Annotated in this window: 15 protein-coding genes and 2 pseudogenes; 10 read left to right on the top strand and 7 right to left on the bottom strand. The window is 72.0% G+C overall.

What is annotated here, in order from left to right; translation table 11 throughout:
• Positions 1–53 precede the first annotated feature (53 nt).
• Positions 54–383, top strand: a complete 330-nt coding sequence (locus OG352_RS09475; RefSeq protein ID WP_329215945.1) for a hypothetical protein — start codon at positions 54–56, stop codon at positions 381–383.
• Here the strand turns inward: OG352_RS09475 and OG352_RS09470 are convergent.
• A pseudogene (locus OG352_RS09470) lies at positions 364–510 on the bottom strand (GntR family transcriptional regulator); the annotation flags it as partial. The gene OG352_RS09475 and the pseudogene OG352_RS09470 sit on opposite strands and share 20 nt — an antisense overlap.
• Here OG352_RS09470 and OG352_RS09465 point away from each other — a divergent pair.
• The 4 genes and pseudogenes from OG352_RS09465 to OG352_RS09450 all read left to right on the top strand — a co-directional run bounded on the left by OG352_RS09465 (position 475) and on the right by OG352_RS09450 (position 2,901).
• Positions 475–1,676, top strand: a pseudogene (locus OG352_RS09465) (MFS transporter). The pseudogenes OG352_RS09470 and OG352_RS09465 overlap by 36 nt on opposite strands.
• A gap of 44 nt (positions 1,677–1,720) precedes the next feature.
• Entirely contained in the window at positions 1,721–1,837 is a 117-nt protein-coding gene (locus OG352_RS39950; protein WP_443072191.1) for an SGM_5486 family transporter-associated protein, read from the top strand.
• 226 nt (positions 1,838–2,063) lie between these two features.
• Entirely contained in the window at positions 2,064–2,270 is a 207-nt protein-coding gene (locus OG352_RS09455) for a hypothetical protein (RefSeq protein WP_329215944.1), read from the top strand.
• A gap of 112 nt (positions 2,271–2,382) precedes the next feature.
• Positions 2,383–2,901 (top strand): SixA phosphatase family protein, encoded by a 519-nt coding sequence (locus tag OG352_RS09450; protein WP_329215943.1) that lies wholly within the window; start codon positions 2,383–2,385, stop codon positions 2,899–2,901.
• 160 nt (positions 2,902–3,061) lie between these two features.
• Here OG352_RS09450 and serB read toward each other — a convergent pair whose 3' ends face one another.
• Positions 3,062–4,276 carry a phosphoserine phosphatase SerB gene (gene serB / locus OG352_RS09445; protein WP_329215941.1) on the bottom strand — a complete coding sequence of 405 codons (1,215 nt, stop codon included), beginning with the start codon at positions 4,274–4,276 and terminating at the stop codon, positions 3,062–3,064.
• 114 nt (positions 4,277–4,390) lie between these two features.
• Positions 4,391–6,376, bottom strand: a complete 1,986-nt coding sequence (locus tag OG352_RS09440; RefSeq protein WP_329215939.1) for a streptophobe family protein — start codon at positions 6,374–6,376, stop codon at positions 4,391–4,393.
• A 247-nt stretch (positions 6,377–6,623) separates the two neighbouring features.
• Here OG352_RS09440 and OG352_RS09435 point away from each other — a divergent pair, with 247 nt between their 5' ends.
• On the top strand, positions 6,624–9,176 hold the full coding sequence (locus OG352_RS09435; protein WP_329215938.1) for an ABC transporter ATP-binding protein/permease: 2,553 nt from the start codon (positions 6,624–6,626) through the stop codon (positions 9,174–9,176).
• An 88-nt stretch (positions 9,177–9,264) separates the two neighbouring features.
• Here the strand turns inward: OG352_RS09435 and OG352_RS09430 are convergent, their stop codons facing one another.
• The 3 genes from OG352_RS09430 to OG352_RS09420 all read right to left on the bottom strand — a co-directional run bounded on the left by OG352_RS09430 (position 9,265) and on the right by OG352_RS09420 (position 12,091).
• On the bottom strand, positions 9,265–10,008 hold the full coding sequence (locus OG352_RS09430; protein ID WP_329215937.1) for a transglycosylase SLT domain-containing protein: 744 nt from the start codon (positions 10,006–10,008) through the stop codon (positions 9,265–9,267).
• A 332-nt stretch (positions 10,009–10,340) separates the two neighbouring features.
• Complete coding sequence (locus OG352_RS09425; RefSeq protein ID WP_329215936.1) at positions 10,341–11,396, bottom strand: S-adenosylmethionine:tRNA ribosyltransferase-isomerase; 1,056 nt, start codon at positions 11,394–11,396, stop codon at positions 10,341–10,343.
• Positions 11,393–12,091, bottom strand: coding sequence for an SDR family NAD(P)-dependent oxidoreductase (locus OG352_RS09420; protein WP_329215935.1), 699 nt, complete (start codon positions 12,089–12,091; stop codon positions 11,393–11,395). Before OG352_RS09420 ends, OG352_RS09425 begins: the two co-directional genes overlap by 4 nt.
• Positions 12,092–12,331: 240 nt before the next feature.
• Here OG352_RS09420 and OG352_RS09415 point away from each other — a divergent pair, with 240 nt between their 5' ends.
• The 4 genes from OG352_RS09415 to OG352_RS09400 all read left to right on the top strand — a co-directional run bounded on the left by OG352_RS09415 (position 12,332) and on the right by OG352_RS09400 (position 14,990).
• Positions 12,332–13,510 (top strand): GAF domain-containing sensor histidine kinase, encoded by a 1,179-nt coding sequence (locus tag OG352_RS09415; protein ID WP_329215934.1) that lies wholly within the window; start codon positions 12,332–12,334, stop codon positions 13,508–13,510.
• A complete protein-coding gene (locus OG352_RS09410) occupies positions 13,503–14,144 on the top strand; it encodes a response regulator transcription factor (protein WP_329215933.1) in 642 nt (213 codons plus the stop codon). Before OG352_RS09415 ends, OG352_RS09410 begins: the two co-directional genes overlap by 8 nt.
• A 154-nt stretch (positions 14,145–14,298) precedes the next feature.
• Positions 14,299–14,544 carry a chaplin ChpE gene (gene chpE, locus OG352_RS09405; RefSeq protein WP_329215932.1) on the top strand — a complete coding sequence of 82 codons (246 nt, stop codon included), beginning with the start codon at positions 14,299–14,301 and terminating at the stop codon, positions 14,542–14,544.
• A gap of 206 nt (positions 14,545–14,750) precedes the next feature.
• Positions 14,751–14,990 carry a chaplin family protein gene (locus OG352_RS09400; protein WP_329215931.1) on the top strand — a complete coding sequence of 80 codons (240 nt, stop codon included), beginning with the start codon at positions 14,751–14,753 and terminating at the stop codon, positions 14,988–14,990.
• A 216-nt stretch (positions 14,991–15,206) separates the two neighbouring features.
• Here OG352_RS09400 and OG352_RS09395 read toward each other — a convergent pair whose 3' ends face one another.
• Positions 15,207–15,995, bottom strand: coding sequence for a hypothetical protein (locus OG352_RS09395; RefSeq protein ID WP_329215930.1), 789 nt, complete (start codon positions 15,993–15,995; stop codon positions 15,207–15,209).
• Positions 15,996–16,110 lie beyond the last annotated feature (115 nt).

Here is a 16,110-nt window from a genome sequence, read left to right as displayed (position 1 = left end):
GTGCGCGTTCACCCACGCGCAGCCCTCCCCAGCCCTGCCGAGGAGGTTGTCTTGTGCGCCTGTCCCGTTTCCTCGCCCCAGTGACCGCCGTCGTCGCGCTCGCGCTCTGCGCGCCCTATGAGGCCCTCTCCCACGCGCAGGCGAAGCCCGAACCGTTCGGCGCGGAGTGCCGCACGAGCGTCGACGGCTCCCATGTCGTCGCCTACTGCCACAACCCCTACGCCGACACCGACCGCGTCACCCTCCACATCGAGTGCGACCGCTGGTGGGACCTCGACGCCGACGGCGCCCCCACCGACGCCGGGCCCGCCGTGACCGTACGGCTCACCGGGCGCTGCTGGAAGGAAGTCCGCTCGGCCTGGGTCAGCCACCGGAAGATCTGAACCGCCCGGGCCTGCACAGCAGCGGACAGCCCGCCGCCTCGACGGCGGCCGCCTCCGCGTCGCCCGCGCGGATCGCGTCCACCAGCCGCGTGTGGTCCATGTACGTCTCCGGCGTCAGCTCCTCGCCTCCGTGCCGCCGCTCTGCTTCGCCGCCTTCGGCGTCATGGCCCCCCGTCTCGCCCGCCGCTTCGGTCCGGGCGCGGTGGTGTGCGCGGGCATGGCCGCCATCACGGCGGGACTGCTGGTCCGCCCCTACCTGGGCGGCACGGCCGGCTTCCTCGCCGCCAGCGCCCTCGCCCTCATGGGCATCGCCGTCGGCAACGTCCTGATGCCGGTCATCGTCAAGCGGCACTTTCCCGACCGGGTCGGCTCCGTGACCGGCCTGTACTCGATGGCCCTGGCGCTCGGCACGTCGACCGCCGCCGCCATCACCGTGCCCATGACCGAGGCACTGGGCGGCAGTTGGCAGACCGGCCTCGCGGTGTGGGCGACCCTGGCGGCGGCGGCCGTCCTGCCGTGGCCGGCACTGGCACTGGCACTGGCACTGGCACTGGCACTGGCCCGGGACCGGGACATGGTGCCGGGCGGTACGGGGACGGCGGACATGCGGGAGGAGCCGAGGGGGCCGGGGCGTCGGGGGCTTCGGGGGAGCGAGCGGTGCGAGTCGATCCGCAGATCCACGCGCGCGTGCGGACGCCGTCGGTCCCGCTGCGCATCACCAGGAGCCGTACCGCCTGGGCGCTCGCCGTCTTCTTCGGTCTCCAGGTCACCGCCGCCTGCATCACCATGGGCCGGAGCCGCAGATCTTCCGGGACGCGGGCGTGCCCGCGAGCACGGCCGGACTGCTCCTCGCCGTGACGATGGCGATGGGCGTGCCCCTGGCCTTCGTCATCCCGCGCGTCGCCACCCGGCTGCCGCACCAGGGCCCGATCGTGGTCGCGCTCGGGGACTGCGGACTCGTCGGATACGCCGGCCTGTACCTCGCGCCCGTCGGCGGTGCCTGTGGCTGGGCCCTGCTGCTGGGCGTCGCCAACTGCGCCTTCCCTCTGGCCCTCACGGTGGTCGGGATGCGTGCCAGGACCGGCGCGGGCGTGGCCCAGCTGTCGGCCTTCGCGCAGAGCACCGGCTACCTGATCTCCGTCCCCGGCCCGCTCCTGGTGGGTGTGCTCTACCAGCACAGCGGCGGCTGGGGCCTGCCCCTCGCCCTCATGGCGGCCCTGATGGTCCCGCAGACGGTCGTGGGCGTCCTGGTGGGCTTGACCGCACGGGTGGGAGGCGGAAGCCGCCCGCTGACCCCGGAGGAGGCGTCACGGGCGCGGGGTGCGAGACTTGGCCGTATGCCTCTGCTCGACCCGAATCCGCAGAACGGCCAGAAGAAGATGCTGCTCGTCTTCGGCTCGTTCTTCGCCATCTTCGTGATCATCGCCGTCATCGCGACCATCGCCTCACCCTGATCGCCCGGCCCCGCTGTACCAGGGGAAGGGAGCGGGGGTGGGGTTAACCCCCCTGTCCCCTAGGGGGTGGAGGTCAGGGTCAAGTGGGTGGATCTCCGGATGGGTTGGGGGCCGCCGATTCCGTAACTTCGAGTTGTGACCGCGACGCGGAAACACCTGCCACGGTCCACGGACGTCCACGGACCTCGGACGGACGCCGGACCACTCGAAGACAGCGGAGGCACCCATGTCGGCCCCAACGCACACCCGGCCCCAGTCGGCCACCTCGGGCGGCGTCGGCACCCGGCTGCCCTGGTGGGCCCTCGCCCTGCCGACCCTCGCCTTCATCACCCTGTTCGTGCTGATACTGAACCCGGCCGACGCCCACGCGGCCACCGGCGACCCGGCGATCACCCAGCTCGTCGAGCGCGTGCAGCAACTGATCGCACGCTAGGACGGTGCCTGTCGCACCCCGCGAGGGCGGCTCCGGCCGCCTTCGGACCGCTGGTGAAGCCGCATGTCAACTCCCTGCGCCCCATGGCCTGTTTCATGCGAAGCTGGGACTCATGAGCGTCGCAGAACCCCGCAGGATCGTCCTCTTCCGCCATGCGAAAGCCGACTGGCCCCAGGTGACCGACCACGAGCGCCCGCTCGCTGAACGGGGGCGTAAGGACGCCGCCGTCGCCGGACACAGGCTGACCGACACCGGCATCCCCTTCGACCTGGCCCTGTGCTCCACCGCGGTCCGCACCCGGGAGACGTGGAAGCTCGCCGTCCAGGAGTTCCCACAGCGGCCGAAAACCGTCTACGAGGAGCGGATCTACGAGGCCACGCCGGGCGAGCTGATCGCCCTGCTCAACGAGACACCCGACGACGTGCGCAACCTCGTCCTGATCGGCCACAACCCGGGCGTCCAGGGACTCGCCGACGTCCTGTCCGGCCAGGCCGCCGGTGACGCGGGCGAGCGGATGCACCGCCGCGGGTTCCCGGCCGCCGCCTTCGTCGTCGTCTCCTTCGACGGCACCTGGAAGTCCCTGGAACCGGGCACGGCCACGCTGCTCGACTACTGGGCGCCCTCCGAGTAGCCCACCGCGCGCCGGGGCCCGGCACCGCCGACGGGATGCTGCTGGCGAATCCACGGGCAGCCGGGTCCCAGTTCCGCGAATGTGACACTCCCGGGCGGATGTGTCACATTTCGCGGCCGACGGTATCCCGGCCCCGGGTTACCGCTCGCTCAGCACCGGGCTACTGCTCGTCGTGCGTCTCCGCGGCCTCGACCTCTTCGCGGGTGATGCCCAGCAGATACAGGACGGTGTCCAGGAACGGCACGTTCACCGCCGTGTGCGCCGCCTCGCGCACCACCGGCTTGGCGTTGAAGGCGACCCCGAGACCGGCCGCGTTGAGCATGTCCAAGTCATTGGCGCCGTCACCGATCGCCACGGTCTGTGACAGCGGTACGCCCGCCTCGGCGGCGAACCTGCGCAGAAGCCGAGCCTTGCCCGCACGGTCCACGATCTCGCCGGTGACCCTGCCGGTCAGCTTGCCGTCGATGATCTCCAGCGTGTTGGCCTGGGCGAAGTCCAGCCCGAGCCGCTCCTGCAGATCGTCGGTGACCTGGGTGAAACCACCGGAGACGACGCCCACCTGGTAGCCGAGCCGCTTCAGCGTCCGGATCAGCGTGCGCGCACCCGGCGTCAGCCGCACCTCGGCGCGCACCTTGTCCACGACCGAGGCGTCCAGCCCCGCCAGCAGCGCCACGCGCGCGTGCAGCGACTGCTCGAAGTCGAGCTCACCGCGCATCGCGGCCGCCGTCACCTCGGCGACCTTGTCCTCGCAGCCGGCGTGCGCGGCGAAGAGCTCGATCACCTCGTCCTGGATGAGAGTGGAGTCGACGTCCATGACGACGAGCCGCTGGGCCCGCCGGTACAGCCCCGCGTCCACCACGGCGACGTCCACACCGAGCACCGCCGCGTCCGTGACCAGGGCGGTGCGCAACGGCTCGGTCTTCACCCCGGAGACGGCGAACTCGACGGCGGTGACCGGGTACTTGGCCAGCCGGAAGACACGGTCGATGTTGCCGCCGGCCTTCGTGATCTTCGCGGCGATCGCCGCCGTGGCCCGCGCGGTGAGCGGATGCCCGAGCACGGTGACCAGCGACCGTCCGAGGCCGCGCGGCCGGTTGTCGCCGAGACCGGAGATGATCTCCGCCTGCATCTTCATCGACTCGGCCCAGCTGTGGACCGTCGACCGCAGGTCCCCCTCGAGGCCGGCCTGCGGCTCGGTCACGAGCGCGCACAGCACCATCCGGCCTCGGGTGACGACCTGCTCGATGTCGACCACGTCGACGGAGTAGGCGGCGAGGGTGTCGAAGAGGCCGGCCGTGATGCCCGGTCTGTCCTTGCCGAAGATCTTGACAAGGAGCGTGGGGACGTCGGGGGACGAAGTCTGCAAAGCGCTCATGGTGTACCCACCGTATCCGGCACCCAGTGCCTTCCGCCGCTCAGGTCCGCCTGACGGACGGGGAACAGTGAATGGCGGCGGGGTGGCGAACACCCCAACAGCCGACCGCGACCGTCACCGCGACCCCCTCGGCGGGGGCGGGGGAGGAACAGGCGGTGGGGGAGGCGGCCCCTCGTCCGGGCCGGACGACGGCCGCCGGCCAGGAGGCCGACGCGGCAAGCGGGGAGGCGGTCCGATCGGCCGGACCACGGTCGGTGCGCCGTAGACGTCGTCCGGACGCCCGTCCGTCGCCGAGGGCTCGCCCGGCCGCGAACTCTCGTACGGCCCCGGCCCCGGCCCCGGCCTCGATCGCTCGCTCCCGCCGCCTTCGCGCTGCCCCGGCCCCGGCCTCGATCGCTCGCTCCCGCCGCCTTCGCGCTGCGCCGGCTCCGGCTCCGGCTCCGGCCGTGCGTCCTGCACGTCCAGCAGCCCTTCCGGGAGCCGCAGGTAGGGGTTGGTCGCCGGATTCGGCGCCCGGTACGACGTACTCGGCGCGTACGGCCCCGCCCGGTCACCGGCGTGCCCCGAAAGCCCACGGCCCGCGCCGGAAACCTCCGCCGCCACACCCCCCAGGTCACCCCGTGCCAGCGGCGCCGCCCACCGCCCCGCCGCCCCCGTGACACACGCCAGCAACGCACCGGCGGCCCCCGCCCCCGCACCCCACACGGCGCCCAGCAACAGCGCCGCACCGAAGCGCCCGTGCAACGCGACCCCGGCCCCGAACGCATCGAACCCCAGCACGGACAGCGAGGCGTCCACGGACACCTCCGTCAGCCAGACGACCAACGGCAACGCCAACGCACCCACTACCCCCACCCGCACAGCACAACGCCCCACGAACCCCCCGACCCCACGCCTCCATGACCGAGACCCGCCACCCATCACGCCGCCGCCAGCTCCTCCGCCCCCTGCACCGACTTCCGCCCCACCCACCGGCGTCCGTACAGCCGTAAGCACCCCCGCCAGCAGCATCATCAGGGCCGCCGCCACGCCCAGCAGCCACACCCGGCCGTCCAGTTCGGCCAGGCGGCCCAGTGTCACCGGCCGGTCGGTGCCGAGGCGTAGGAGGTCGTCGAGCGGGGACGGGAGGAGGTTCGTCAGGGCTCCCGTCGCGTGGCCGTCCCACGGGACGAACAGGCCGAGCGGGATGCCCAGCCAGACCCCGTTCGGGGCGCCGAGCAGCGCCGCTCCCGCGATCCGCCGGGGGTGGTCGTCGCCGATCGCCGCGTACGCCGCCGCGGTGAACCCGGCCGCGACCGCCACCAGCAGCACCGTGACCACGGCGGACACCGCCGGCCGCACCACGCGGTGCACCGCCTCCCAGCCGCGCGGCAGCGGCGTTCTGCGCGAGGCCAGCAGGGCGATCAGCAGGATGCCTAGGCACCAGCCGAGGCCGCCGAGCAGCGTGGGCGCCGTGTCGACGGTGAAGCCGACCGCGGCCTTCGCGTCGACCAGATCGCCGAGCCGGTCGGGCAGCAGCCCACCGATGTCCCCGATATCCCCGAGCCCGGGAATGTCCAGACCCCCGCCACTTCCCGCGCCGCCCCCGCCCCCGCCGGGCAGATCACCCAGACCCAGCGAGGCCCCGTCGAGCGTGATGACGTCGTGCCCCGCCCAGGCCAGCCCGCCGAGCATCGCCACGAACAGCGCGACCACCGCGCCGACGCGCGCGAGGAGTTCGGCCGGGGCGATCACAACTCCCGCCGCGCGCAGGGACCGCAGGAAGAACCACGACAGCAGCAGCGCACCCACCAGGCTCACCCCCAATGGCGTGATCTCGATGGCCGTGGTCGCCTGCGCGCCCGTGAGTCCGAAGGCGGACACGTCGCCGGACGGAGTGACCGAGCCCCCGGCCCCCAGGGCCACCACCGCGGCCGTCATCGGGCCCAACGAGCCCGCGGAGTCCGCCTCCAGCAGATGCAGCCCGAGCGCCGCCGTCCCCGCCATCCCGATCAACGCCCAGCTCACCGCGGCGACGGCGGCCAGCAGTACGTCCGTCCACGGCACGCCCCCACCACGCGTCGCGCTCCCACTGCCCTCGACACCCGTGCCGGCCCTCATGCAGACCCCCCGATCCGCGGTGCGCAGCGGCGAAGATCGCCGCTTCCGTCCCCCCTCGCGTGCTTTTACCACTCTCCGGTCCGGTTTCAACCCCGTCAACGGGAACGGCCGATACGCTCACGCACGCTCTTCACAAGGCCCGACTTTCGGTCAGGGGGCCGCTACTGAAATAGTTCCCCCCGATGTTCGACATCCCTAGACTCCCCGTCGATGGGGCTAAATCGGGGGACAACTCAGTGGGGCTGGAGTGCCGGAACTCGTACTGGAATTGAACGGACGCACCTGGACGCTCGATCCGTCCAGGACATACACCCTCGGACGTGATCCGCAGGGGGACGTCGTCCTAGACGACGCCAGGGTCTCCTGGCGTCACGCCACGGTCAGCTTCAACGGCCGCAGTTGGGTCGTCGAGGACCATGGCAGCACCAACGGCACGTGGGCGCAGGGCCAGCGGGTCCAGCGGCTGGAGGTCGGCCCTGGCTCGGCGCTGCACCTGGGCAACGCGACCGACGGGCCGCGGCTGAACCTGACGGGAGCGGGAGCGCAGGCGCCCGCCGCGCAGCCTCAGCAGCAGCCGTACGCCGCGCAGGCCGCGAACCCGGGCTGGGCGGCCCAGCAGGCCCCGCAGCCGCAGGCCGCGCAGGGCACGCCGCCCGCGCAGGCCGGCTGGCAGCAGCCGCAGCAGGCCGCACCGCAGGTCCCGCAGCAGCAGGGACCGGCCGAAAGCCATGCCCAGAAGGTTCCCGGTGGTGGCGCGGGGGCGCCGCCGGTCTACGGCGACCGCAGCCCCACCACGTTCCACCAGTTCTCCCTCGGCCGCGTGATGCGCATCGGCCGTGCCCTGGAGAACGAGCTGGTCGTCTCCGACCTGCAGGTCTCGCGCAACCACGCCGAGTTCCACTCGACGCCCGACGGCCGCATGGAGATCCGCGACCTCGGCTCGCACAACGGCACCTACGTCAACGGCCAGCCGATCGCCAAGGGCGGCTCGGTCCAGTTGGGCCCGACCGACGTCGTCGGCGTCGGCCACTCGACGTTCCGGATCGTCGGCGACCGGCTCGAGGAGTTCGTCGACACCGGTGAGGTCTCCTTCTCGGCCCGCCACCTGACCGTCACGGTCGACGGCGGCAAGCAGATCCTCAAGGACGTCTCCTTCGGCGTCCCCGAGAAGTCGCTGATCGCGGTCATCGGACCGTCCGGTTCCGGCAAGTCCACCCTGCTCAAGGCGCTCACCGGCTACCGGCCCGCCAACCAGGGCGACGTGCTCTACGACAACCGCAACCTCTACAAGCAGTTCGCCGAACTGCGTCAGCGCATCGGCCTGGTCCCGCAGGACGACATCCTGCACAAGGAACTGACCGTCAAGCGGGCCCTCAAGTACGCGGCCAAGCTCCGCTTCCCCGCCGACACCACGGGCGCCGAGCGCGACGCCCGCATCGACGAGGTGCTGCGCGAGCTCAAGCTCGACATCCACAAAGAGAAGAAGATCACCTCCCTCTCCGGTGGCCAGCGCAAGCGCGTCTCGGTGGCCCTGGAGCTGCTCACCAAGCCGTCGCTGATCTTCCTGGACGAGCCCACGTCGGGCCTCGACCCGGGCATGGACCGCGACGTCATGCAGTTGCTGCGCGGCCTCGCCGACGACGGCCGCACGGTCCTCGTCGTCACGCACTCCGTGGCCGAGCTGGCGATCTGCGACAAGCTCCTGGTGATGGCCCCGGGCGGCTCGGTCGCCTACTTCGGCCCGCCCGAGGAGGCACTGAACTTCTTCGGCTACGACACCTGGGCCGACGTCTTCTCCGCCTTCGAGAACTACCGCGACTACGACTGGGCGGGCCGCTGGAAGGGCTCGCAGCACTACCAGATGTACGCCGCGGACATCGACGCCATCGCGCCGCAGTCCGTACAGATGCCGCCGATGCAGGCGATGAAGCCGCCGAAGCCGCAGGGCTGGATGTCCCAGTTCGTCACACTGGTGCGCCGCTATGTCTCGGTGATCGTCTCCGACAAGGGCTTCCTGGCGCTGACGGTGATCCTGCCGGCCGTCCTCGGCGCGGTGAGCCTGCTCATCGACTCCGGCAACAGCCTGCTGCCCAACCCGGTCAACCCGAAGTCCGGGCGGATCATCCCCAACGGCACGGCCACCACCGTCCTGCTGATCCTCGCGGTCGGCGCCTGCTTCGCGGGCGCGGCGAACTCCGTCCGCGAGCTGATCAAGGAACGGGTCATCTACGAGCGGGAACGCGCGACCGGCCTGTCGCGCTCCGCGTACCTGATGTCCAAGGTGTTCGTGCTCGGCGTCGTCACCGTGCTCCAGGGCCTGCTGGTCGGCGTGATCGGCTTCGCGAGCCGGGAGATCCCGACGGAGGGCCTGGTCCTCGGCAGCGCCACCCTGGTCGAGCTCTCGATCCCGATCATGGCGCTGGGCTTCACCTCGATGATGTTCGGCCTGGTCATCTCGTCGCTGGTGAAGACGGCCGAGAAGACCATGCCGCTGCTGGTCATGTTCGCGATCATCCAGGTCGTGTTCACCGGCTGTCTGTTCAGCCTGAACGGCGCGGTCGGCGTCAACGAGTTCTCGTACCTGATGCCGTCTCGCTGGGCCGTCGCGGCCGCCGGCGCCACGCTGGACTTCAACAAGATCAGCCCGCCGAAGGACGGCGGCGCGACGGACCCGCTGTGGGAGCACACCGTCGGCGCCTGGGGCCTGGACATGGCCGCGCTGATCGCCCTCGGCGTGATCTGCGGCTTCTTCGTGGCCCGCTTCCTGCGCCGCCACGAGCCCGAGGTCATGCGCAAGTAGCCGTTCCCGCAGTACGCCGACGGCTCGTAGTACGCCGATGGGCGGCACCCCTGTTACGGGGTGCCGCCCATCGGCGCGTGGAGGTGGCTCAGTACGCGCTGTTGACGTTGTCGATCGAGCCGTACCGGTCGGCCGCGTAGTTCGCAGCGGCGGTGATGTTGGCGACCGGGTCGTAGATGTTCCAGGACGTACCGGGCACGTGGTACGCGCTGAAGGTCGGCGGGATCACCTGGAGCAGGCCCTTGGACGGGATGCCGTTGATGGCGTTGATGTCCCAGTTGTTGATCGCGTTCGGGTTGCCCGAGGACTCCCGCATGATGTTCTTGTGCAGGCCGTGGTAGCTGCCCGGAATGCCCTTGGACTTCATGATGTCCAGGGAGCGCTTGATCCAGCCGTCGAGGTTGTTGGCGTAGGTCTTGCCGACGGCCTTCTTGATCGCGGCGCGCTTGGCGGACCGGCTCGCGGCCTCCTTCGCCTTGCGCGCGGCGGCGGCCTTCTTCTTGGCGGCGGCCTCGGCGGCCGCCTTCTTCTTCGCGGCAGCGGCCTTCGCGGCGACGGCCTTCGCTGCTGCGGCCTTCTTCTTCGCGGCGGCGGCAGCGGCGGCCTTCTTCTTCGCCTCGATGGCGTCGGCCTTCACGCTCGCTCCGGCCAGCTGGTCGGTCACGCTGGCCTTGACGTCCTGGACCGGCGCGGAGCCGTAGGCGACCCGGGACGTGGAGACGGCGCCCGTAGTGGTCGTCTGCGCGTCGGCCGGCACCACGGAGAAGGCGAGGGCGGCGGCGCCGAGGGTGGCGGCACCCGCGATCGCGATCTTGTGCGTGTTCTTGGGCATAGCGGAAGGACCTCTTCGAATAGGGGAGGTCGCTCTCTTCGTCCGACGGCGGACAGCGGGTGCTTGAGGCACGGGCGCCGCCGGGGAGAACCCACGGCGCTGAGCGACGAGAACCATTCTTAGCTGCCGCAAAAAGGACACGCAAAGGTGTGACCTACGATCCTCGATAGTGGATGAGGGAAGGGCAAAACGGGACAGATAGAGCTATCTGCCCCGCTCATGCCGGACCCCTTTATCTCCTATTGACCCTCGTAGGTGACCTGCGCCCTATGCGCCGGCTCACAGGGACCCCACCCCGTTCTCACCGCGAGTTGCCAAAGCAACGCTCTGTGTCAGTGCTCCTCGGGGAGGATGAGGTGCACGTCCCCGAACTCGTGCCACAGATAGAGCCCGCGCAGCGCCTCGTCGTAGCCGCGGTCGATCGAGGCCCGCCCCGCCACCGCCTCCAGCATCAGCAGATGCGAGGCCTCCGGCTCGTGCAGCCCGGTCAGCAGCCCGTCCACCACCCGCACCCCGCGCGCGGGAGTGACGACGAGATCCGTCCACCCCGCACGCGCGCGTACGACCCCGTCCGCCCCGGCCGCCGACTCCACGGCCCGCACCGCCGTCGTCCCCACCGCCACCACCCGCCCGCCCTCCGCCCGCACCGCGTTGATCAGCCGCGCCGACGCCTCCGGCACCGCGAACCGCTCCGGATACGGCGGCTCGTGCACCTCCGCCGAGGCGACCCCGGTGTGCAGCGTGATCGGCGCGAACCGCACCCCCCGGCTCACCAGCTCCGCCACCAGCCCAGCAGTGAAGGGCCGCGCCGCACTCGGCATCTCCGCGCTGCCCGCCCCGACGGCCGACGGCAGCGCGAACACCGTCTGGTAGACGGACAGCGGCTGGTCCCGCTCCGTATAGGAGTAACGGATGGGACGCCCGTGCTCCCGCAGCAGCCCGGGCACCGCCCCACCGGGCGACACCCGCGCCCACCACAACCGCCCGCTCCCCGGACTCAGCGGCTCCTCCAGCACCAACCGCACACCCCCGGGCAGCCGCACCTGAGCCCCCACCGGTCCACCCGCACGCGCGCGGGTGGTGCCCTTCCCGTCCGGCTCCCGCAGCTCCACGGCCCACCGGCCGTCGTCCCCGCGCGTGGAGAAGTGCACCACCACGCGGGTGTGCCAGATCCGCCCGTTCACGGCCGCCGCCAGCGTCGGCGAGGTGTTCACCACCAGCAGGTCCCCGGCCCGCAACAGACACGGCAGTTCCCGGAACGCGTGATGCGCCACCTCCGTCCCCCGCGACACCAGCAGCCGCACATCACCGCGGTCCCGTCCCGGCCCGCGCTGCTCGGCCGGCACCCGCGCCGACAACTCCTCCGGCACCTGCACGGCCAGCGTCATCGCCCTCCCTCCAGCAGCGCCTGAGCCCCGTACCGCCCGCTCGCCGGCCGCTCGTCCAGCAGCCGCAGAAAAGCCGGCGCCACACTGTCCGGCCCGGGCCGCGGCTCGTCGTCGTCCGGTACGGCCGCCGCGTACAGGTCCGTGGCCATGTCCCCGGGGTCCACCGCCCACACCCGCAGCCCCGGCTCCTCCACGCCGAGCACCGCCGCGAGCCGGTCCAGGGCCGCCTTGGACGCCCCGTAACCGCCCCACGTCCCGTACGCCTCGGCGGCCGCGTCCGAACTGACGGTGATCACCGCGCCCGCCCGCGCCCCGCGCAGCAGCGGCAGCGCCTCCTGGACCAGCCCCAGCGCCGCCACGACGTTCACCTCCAGCGCCCGCCGCAGCCCGTCCAGCGGCAGCTCCGCCAGCCGCACCAGCGGCTCGGCCCCCAGCGCGCTCGCGTTGTTCACCAGCAGGTCGCAGCCCCCGAGCTGCCGGGCGGCAGCCACCAGCTCGGCCCGGTGCCCCGGATCCGTGACATCCCCCGCGCGGGCCTCGACCCGGTTCCCGTACGACGCCACGGCCGCCGCTGTGGCCTTCAGCACCTCCGGCGTCCTGGCGTCGAGCACCAGATCCCACCCCCGCGCGGCCAGCGCCCGGGCCAGCGCTCGCCCCAGCCCCTTCGACGCTCCCGTGATGATCGCTACCGGCATGACAACCGTCCCCTCGTCAGACCGCCGCCACTCGGCGACGACCCCAACGTAGGAACCGGCCCCCCACCCCCGCCTCGGACCCGGGACGCAACCGCGCAGGACCTTCGGCGTACGCCCGCACACCCGCTCCCCGAGCCCTGGACCCCCGCACCCCGGGACCTCAGCCCTAGGTCTCCCGTCCCAGGTCGCGGTGTCACAGGACCGATCCGCGGTGTCACACCCCGCCGGTATCGTGAGGACATGAACCAAGGCCCCCGGTCCGGCCTCGCCGCGGTGAGTTCCGCGCTGCTGGCCATGAGCAGGCACCTGGAGGTGCGCGACGTCCTCAAGACGATCGTCGCCTCCGCCCGTGAACTGCTGAACGCGCGGTACGCCGCCCTCGGCGTCCCCGACGATCACGGCGGGTTCGCCCAGTTCGTCGTCGACGGCATCAGCGACAAGCAGTGGAAGGCCATCGGCCCCCTGCCCCGCCAGCACGGCATCCTGGCGGCGATGCTGCACGAGGCCCGGCCCGAGCGCCTCGCCGACGTCCGCAAGGACGCCCGCTTCGAGGGCTGGCCGTCCGCCCACCCCGAGATGTCCGACTTCCTGGGCCTGCCCATCCGCGACGGCGACGAGGTCATCGGCGCCCTCTTCCTCGCGAACAAGCTGCGTCCTGTGGGGGGAAACCCCCCACACCCCCCGTGCCCCAAGCCCGACGGCAGTTGCGGCTTCACCGAGGACGACGAGGAACTGCTCTCGATCCTCGCCCAGCACGCGGCGATAGCCCTCACCAACGCCCGCCTGTACGAGCGCAGCCGCGAACTGACCATCGCCGAGGAACGCTCGCGGCTGGCCCACGAGTTGCACGACGCGGTCAGCCAGAAGCTGTTCTCCCTGCGCCTCACGGCCCAGGCCGCCGCCGCCCTCGTCGACCGCGACCCCTCCCGCGCGAAGGGCGAGTTGCAGCAGGTCGCCGCCCTCGCCGCCGAGGCGGCCGACGAACTGCGCGCCGCAGTAGTGGAGTTGCGGCCCGCCGCCCTCGACGAGGACGGCCTCGTGGCCACCCTCCGCACCCACATCCAGGTCCTCGACCGCGCTCACGCCGCGCGCGTGACCTTCACGAGCCACGGCGTCCGCGCCCTGCCCGCCGCCCAGGAGGAGGCCCTGCTGCGGGTCGCCCAGGAGGCCCTGCACAACGCGCTGCGCCACTCCGGCGCCGAGCGGGTCGAGGTCACCCTCCGCAAGCGCGGCCAGGACACGGTCCTGCGCGTCTCGGACGACGGCGCCGGCTTCGACCCGACGACGGTCCGCCGGGCCGGCCGCCACCTGGGCCTGGTGTCGATGCGGGACCGCGCGAGCGGGATCGGCGGCACGCTCACGGTGCACTCGGCGCCCGGCAAGGGCACCACGATCGAGCTGGAGGCTCCCGGTGGCTGACCCGATCAAGGTGCTGCTCGTCGACGACCACCAGGTCGTCCGCCGGGGCCTGCGCACCTTCCTCGAAGTGCAGGACGACATAGAGGTCGTCGGCGAGGCCGCCGACGGCGCCGAAGGAGTCGCCCGCGCCGAGGAGCTGAAGCCCGACGTCGTCCTGATGGACGTCAAGATGCCCGGCATGGACGGCGTCGAGGCCCTCCGCAGACTCCGCGAACTCGACAACCCCGCACGCGTGCTGATCGTCACCAGCTTCACCGAACAGCGCACGGTCGTCCCGGCCCTGCGCGCGGGCGCCGCCGGGTACGTCTACAAGGACGTGGACCCCGACGCCCTCGCCGGCGCCATCCGCTCGGTCCACGCCGGCCACATCCTGCTCCAGCCGGAGGTCGCCGGCGCGCTCCTCTCCCAGGACGAGGCCAACTCGGGCCAGGGGAGAGGCGGTTCGCTCACCGAACGGGAGCGCGAGGTGCTCGGCCTGATCACGGACGGCCGCTCCAACCGCGAGATCGCCCGCGCCCTGGTCCTCTCCGAGAAGACGGTCAAGACACACGTCTCGAACATCCTGATGAAGCTCGACCTCGCGGACCGCACCCAGGCCGCGCTGTGGGCCGTACGCCATGGCATGGCCGACTGACACGGACCGGCCGGCAACATGGAAGGTTAACTTCCGATCCGAGATTCATACCGTCGTGGGAATGTCCCCCGGATGGCGCATCCTTCGCCGCTCTCCGGCGTTCTCCAGTGCGTGCCGCGGCGATTGCCGCGGCAATCGCTAGGAGGGGTCAGAAGTGAAGAACCTGAAGAAGGCAGCGGCCGTGACGATGGTGGCCGGCGGGCTGATGGCCGCGGGTGCCGGCATGGCCTCCGCCACCGACGGCGCCACCGCCCTCGGCGAGGCCAAGGGCTCGCCGGGCGTCGTCTCGGGCAACCTCGTCCAGGCCCCGGTCCACGTCCCGGTCAACGTCGTCGGCAACAGCGTGAACGTCATCGGCGCGCTGAACCCGGCCTTCGGCAACCTGGGTCTCAACCACTGAGGTCCCGACCGCTGAGGTCCCGTCCGGACCCGCAGTGACCTCCGGCCTCCCCGGCCCCCACCGGGGAGGCCGGTCTGCTTGTCGCTCCAATGATCCGAACGAGCTCTGTTGCGCTCACTCCCCGCACCGTCGCGGACGGCCTCCACGTTGGGCAGCGCACGACCCGCGGCCGGGTCGGACACGCAACCGCAGGAGGAACGCAACCCATGAACATCGCCAGGAAGGCCGCCGTGGCCCTCACCGTCGCCGGTATCGCCGCAGGCGCCTCGGCCGGTGCGGCCGTCGCAGACGCGGGCGCGGAAGGCGCGGCCGTGAAGTCGCCGGGCGTCGGCTCGGGCAACACCGTCCAGGTCCCGGTCAACGTCCCCGTCAACGTGGTCGGCAACACCGCCAACCTCATCGCCCTGCTGAACCCGGCCTTCGGCAACACGGGCGTCAACCACTGACCTCACCGCCGAAGCGCAAGCAGGGCCCACACGTCGACGACGACGCGTGGGCCCTGCTGTGTCAGCCCGTCCGGCGTTTGAGGACGAGGCACCGGTCAGGACAACTCAGCCTGTCCGGCGTTTGAGGACGAGGCCCTCAAGGGCCGATAGCGGGGGCCTGGGGGCGGCAGCCCCCAGCACCGCTCACACCAGCAGACGCCGACCAGAAACCCACCCTCACCGCACCCCCCGCTCCCGCGCCTCCACAACGGAGTTGTACGCAGCGACCTGCGCCCGCCGAGCCGTCCGCTCAACCGGCCGCAACGCCTCCGCCCGCACCGCCATCTCAGCCGAACTCACCGCCCCACCCGGCCCGTTCTCGTACGCCAGCGACACCAGCAACCCCACCCGCCGCGCCATCTCCAACACCCGCACCGCCCGAGGCGGATACCCCGGCGCCAGCACCTCCCGCCCCCGGTCGGCCCGCGCCCGGTACGCGTCGATCGCCGCCTCCGCCACCGGCCCCGACCCCGCCAGGTCCAGCCGCGACAACACCACCGTGGCATCCCGCAGCGCCTCCGCCAGCTCCCGCTCCGCCTCGCCCAGCGACGGCACATCGGCCGGCGGCGCCTCCCGCACCGGCAGGCAGTGCCACACGACCTCGACGTGCACATCACCGTCGGGTCCCGCCTCGTACACCTCGGGCACCAGCCCGTACCCGGCGCCGTAACCGACCACCGCCTCCTCCGCCTCCAACGCACGCGCGTTGAACTCGGGCGGCCCGCTCAGCCCCAGCGGATGCCCGGGAGCGGGCAGCGCCACCCGCATCCCGCTCACCCCGAGCGCCCGCAGCCGCCCCAGCGCGAGCGTGAGCCCGACGGGCGCCGACTCACCGGGCAGCCCCTCCACCCGGTGCACGGCGTCCTCGCCGACGATGGCGACGACGGCGTCGTCCGGCGATACAAATCCGGCCAACAGGGCATTTCCCCAAGCGGCAAGGCGACCAGAGCGCGGTTCCGAGAACATGCCCCCAGCCTAAGGACCGGACCGATGGAACGGTCCGCCCGACCGGTGGCGTAGATTTTCCCGAGGGGGCCGCGCCCACCTACGCGCGGCGGTCCGAGCCACAGGCGTCCGCGAC

This window comes from Streptomyces sp. NBC_01485, assembly GCF_036227125.1.
Classification (GTDB): domain Bacteria; phylum Actinomycetota; class Actinomycetes; order Streptomycetales; family Streptomycetaceae; genus Streptomyces.
Note: the sequence above shows the minus strand (reverse complement) of the source record. Positions and strands in the feature narration are given on the sequence as shown.

Coding starts and splice junctions, on each gene's coding strand:
- OG352_RS39950 (WP_443072191.1), top strand. CDS start 1,721: ATGCCTCTGCTCGACCCGAATCCGCAGAACGGCCAGAAGAAGATGCTG.
- OG352_RS09455 (WP_329215944.1), top strand. CDS start 2,064: ATGTCGGCCCCAACGCACACCCGGCCCCAGTCGGCCACCTCGGGCGGC.
- OG352_RS09450 (WP_329215943.1), top strand. CDS start 2,383: ATGAGCGTCGCAGAACCCCGCAGGATCGTCCTCTTCCGCCATGCGAAA.
- serB (WP_329215941.1), bottom strand. CDS start 4,276: ATGAGCGCTTTGCAGACTTCGTCCCCCGACGTCCCCACGCTCCTTGTC.
- OG352_RS09440 (WP_329215939.1), bottom strand. CDS start 6,376: ATGAGGGCCGGCACGGGTGTCGAGGGCAGTGGGAGCGCGACGCGTGGT.
- OG352_RS09430 (WP_329215937.1), bottom strand. CDS start 10,008: ATGCCCAAGAACACGCACAAGATCGCGATCGCGGGTGCCGCCACCCTC.
- OG352_RS09425 (WP_329215936.1), bottom strand. CDS start 11,396: ATGACGCTGGCCGTGCAGGTGCCGGAGGAGTTGTCGGCGCGGGTGCCG.
- OG352_RS09420 (WP_329215935.1), bottom strand. CDS start 12,091: ATGCCGGTAGCGATCATCACGGGAGCGTCGAAGGGGCTGGGGCGAGCG.
- OG352_RS09415 (WP_329215934.1), top strand. CDS start 12,332: ATGAACCAAGGCCCCCGGTCCGGCCTCGCCGCGGTGAGTTCCGCGCTG.
- OG352_RS09400 (WP_329215931.1), top strand. CDS start 14,751: ATGAACATCGCCAGGAAGGCCGCCGTGGCCCTCACCGTCGCCGGTATC.
- OG352_RS09395 (WP_329215930.1), bottom strand. CDS start 15,995: ATGTTCTCGGAACCGCGCTCTGGTCGCCTTGCCGCTTGGGGAAATGCC.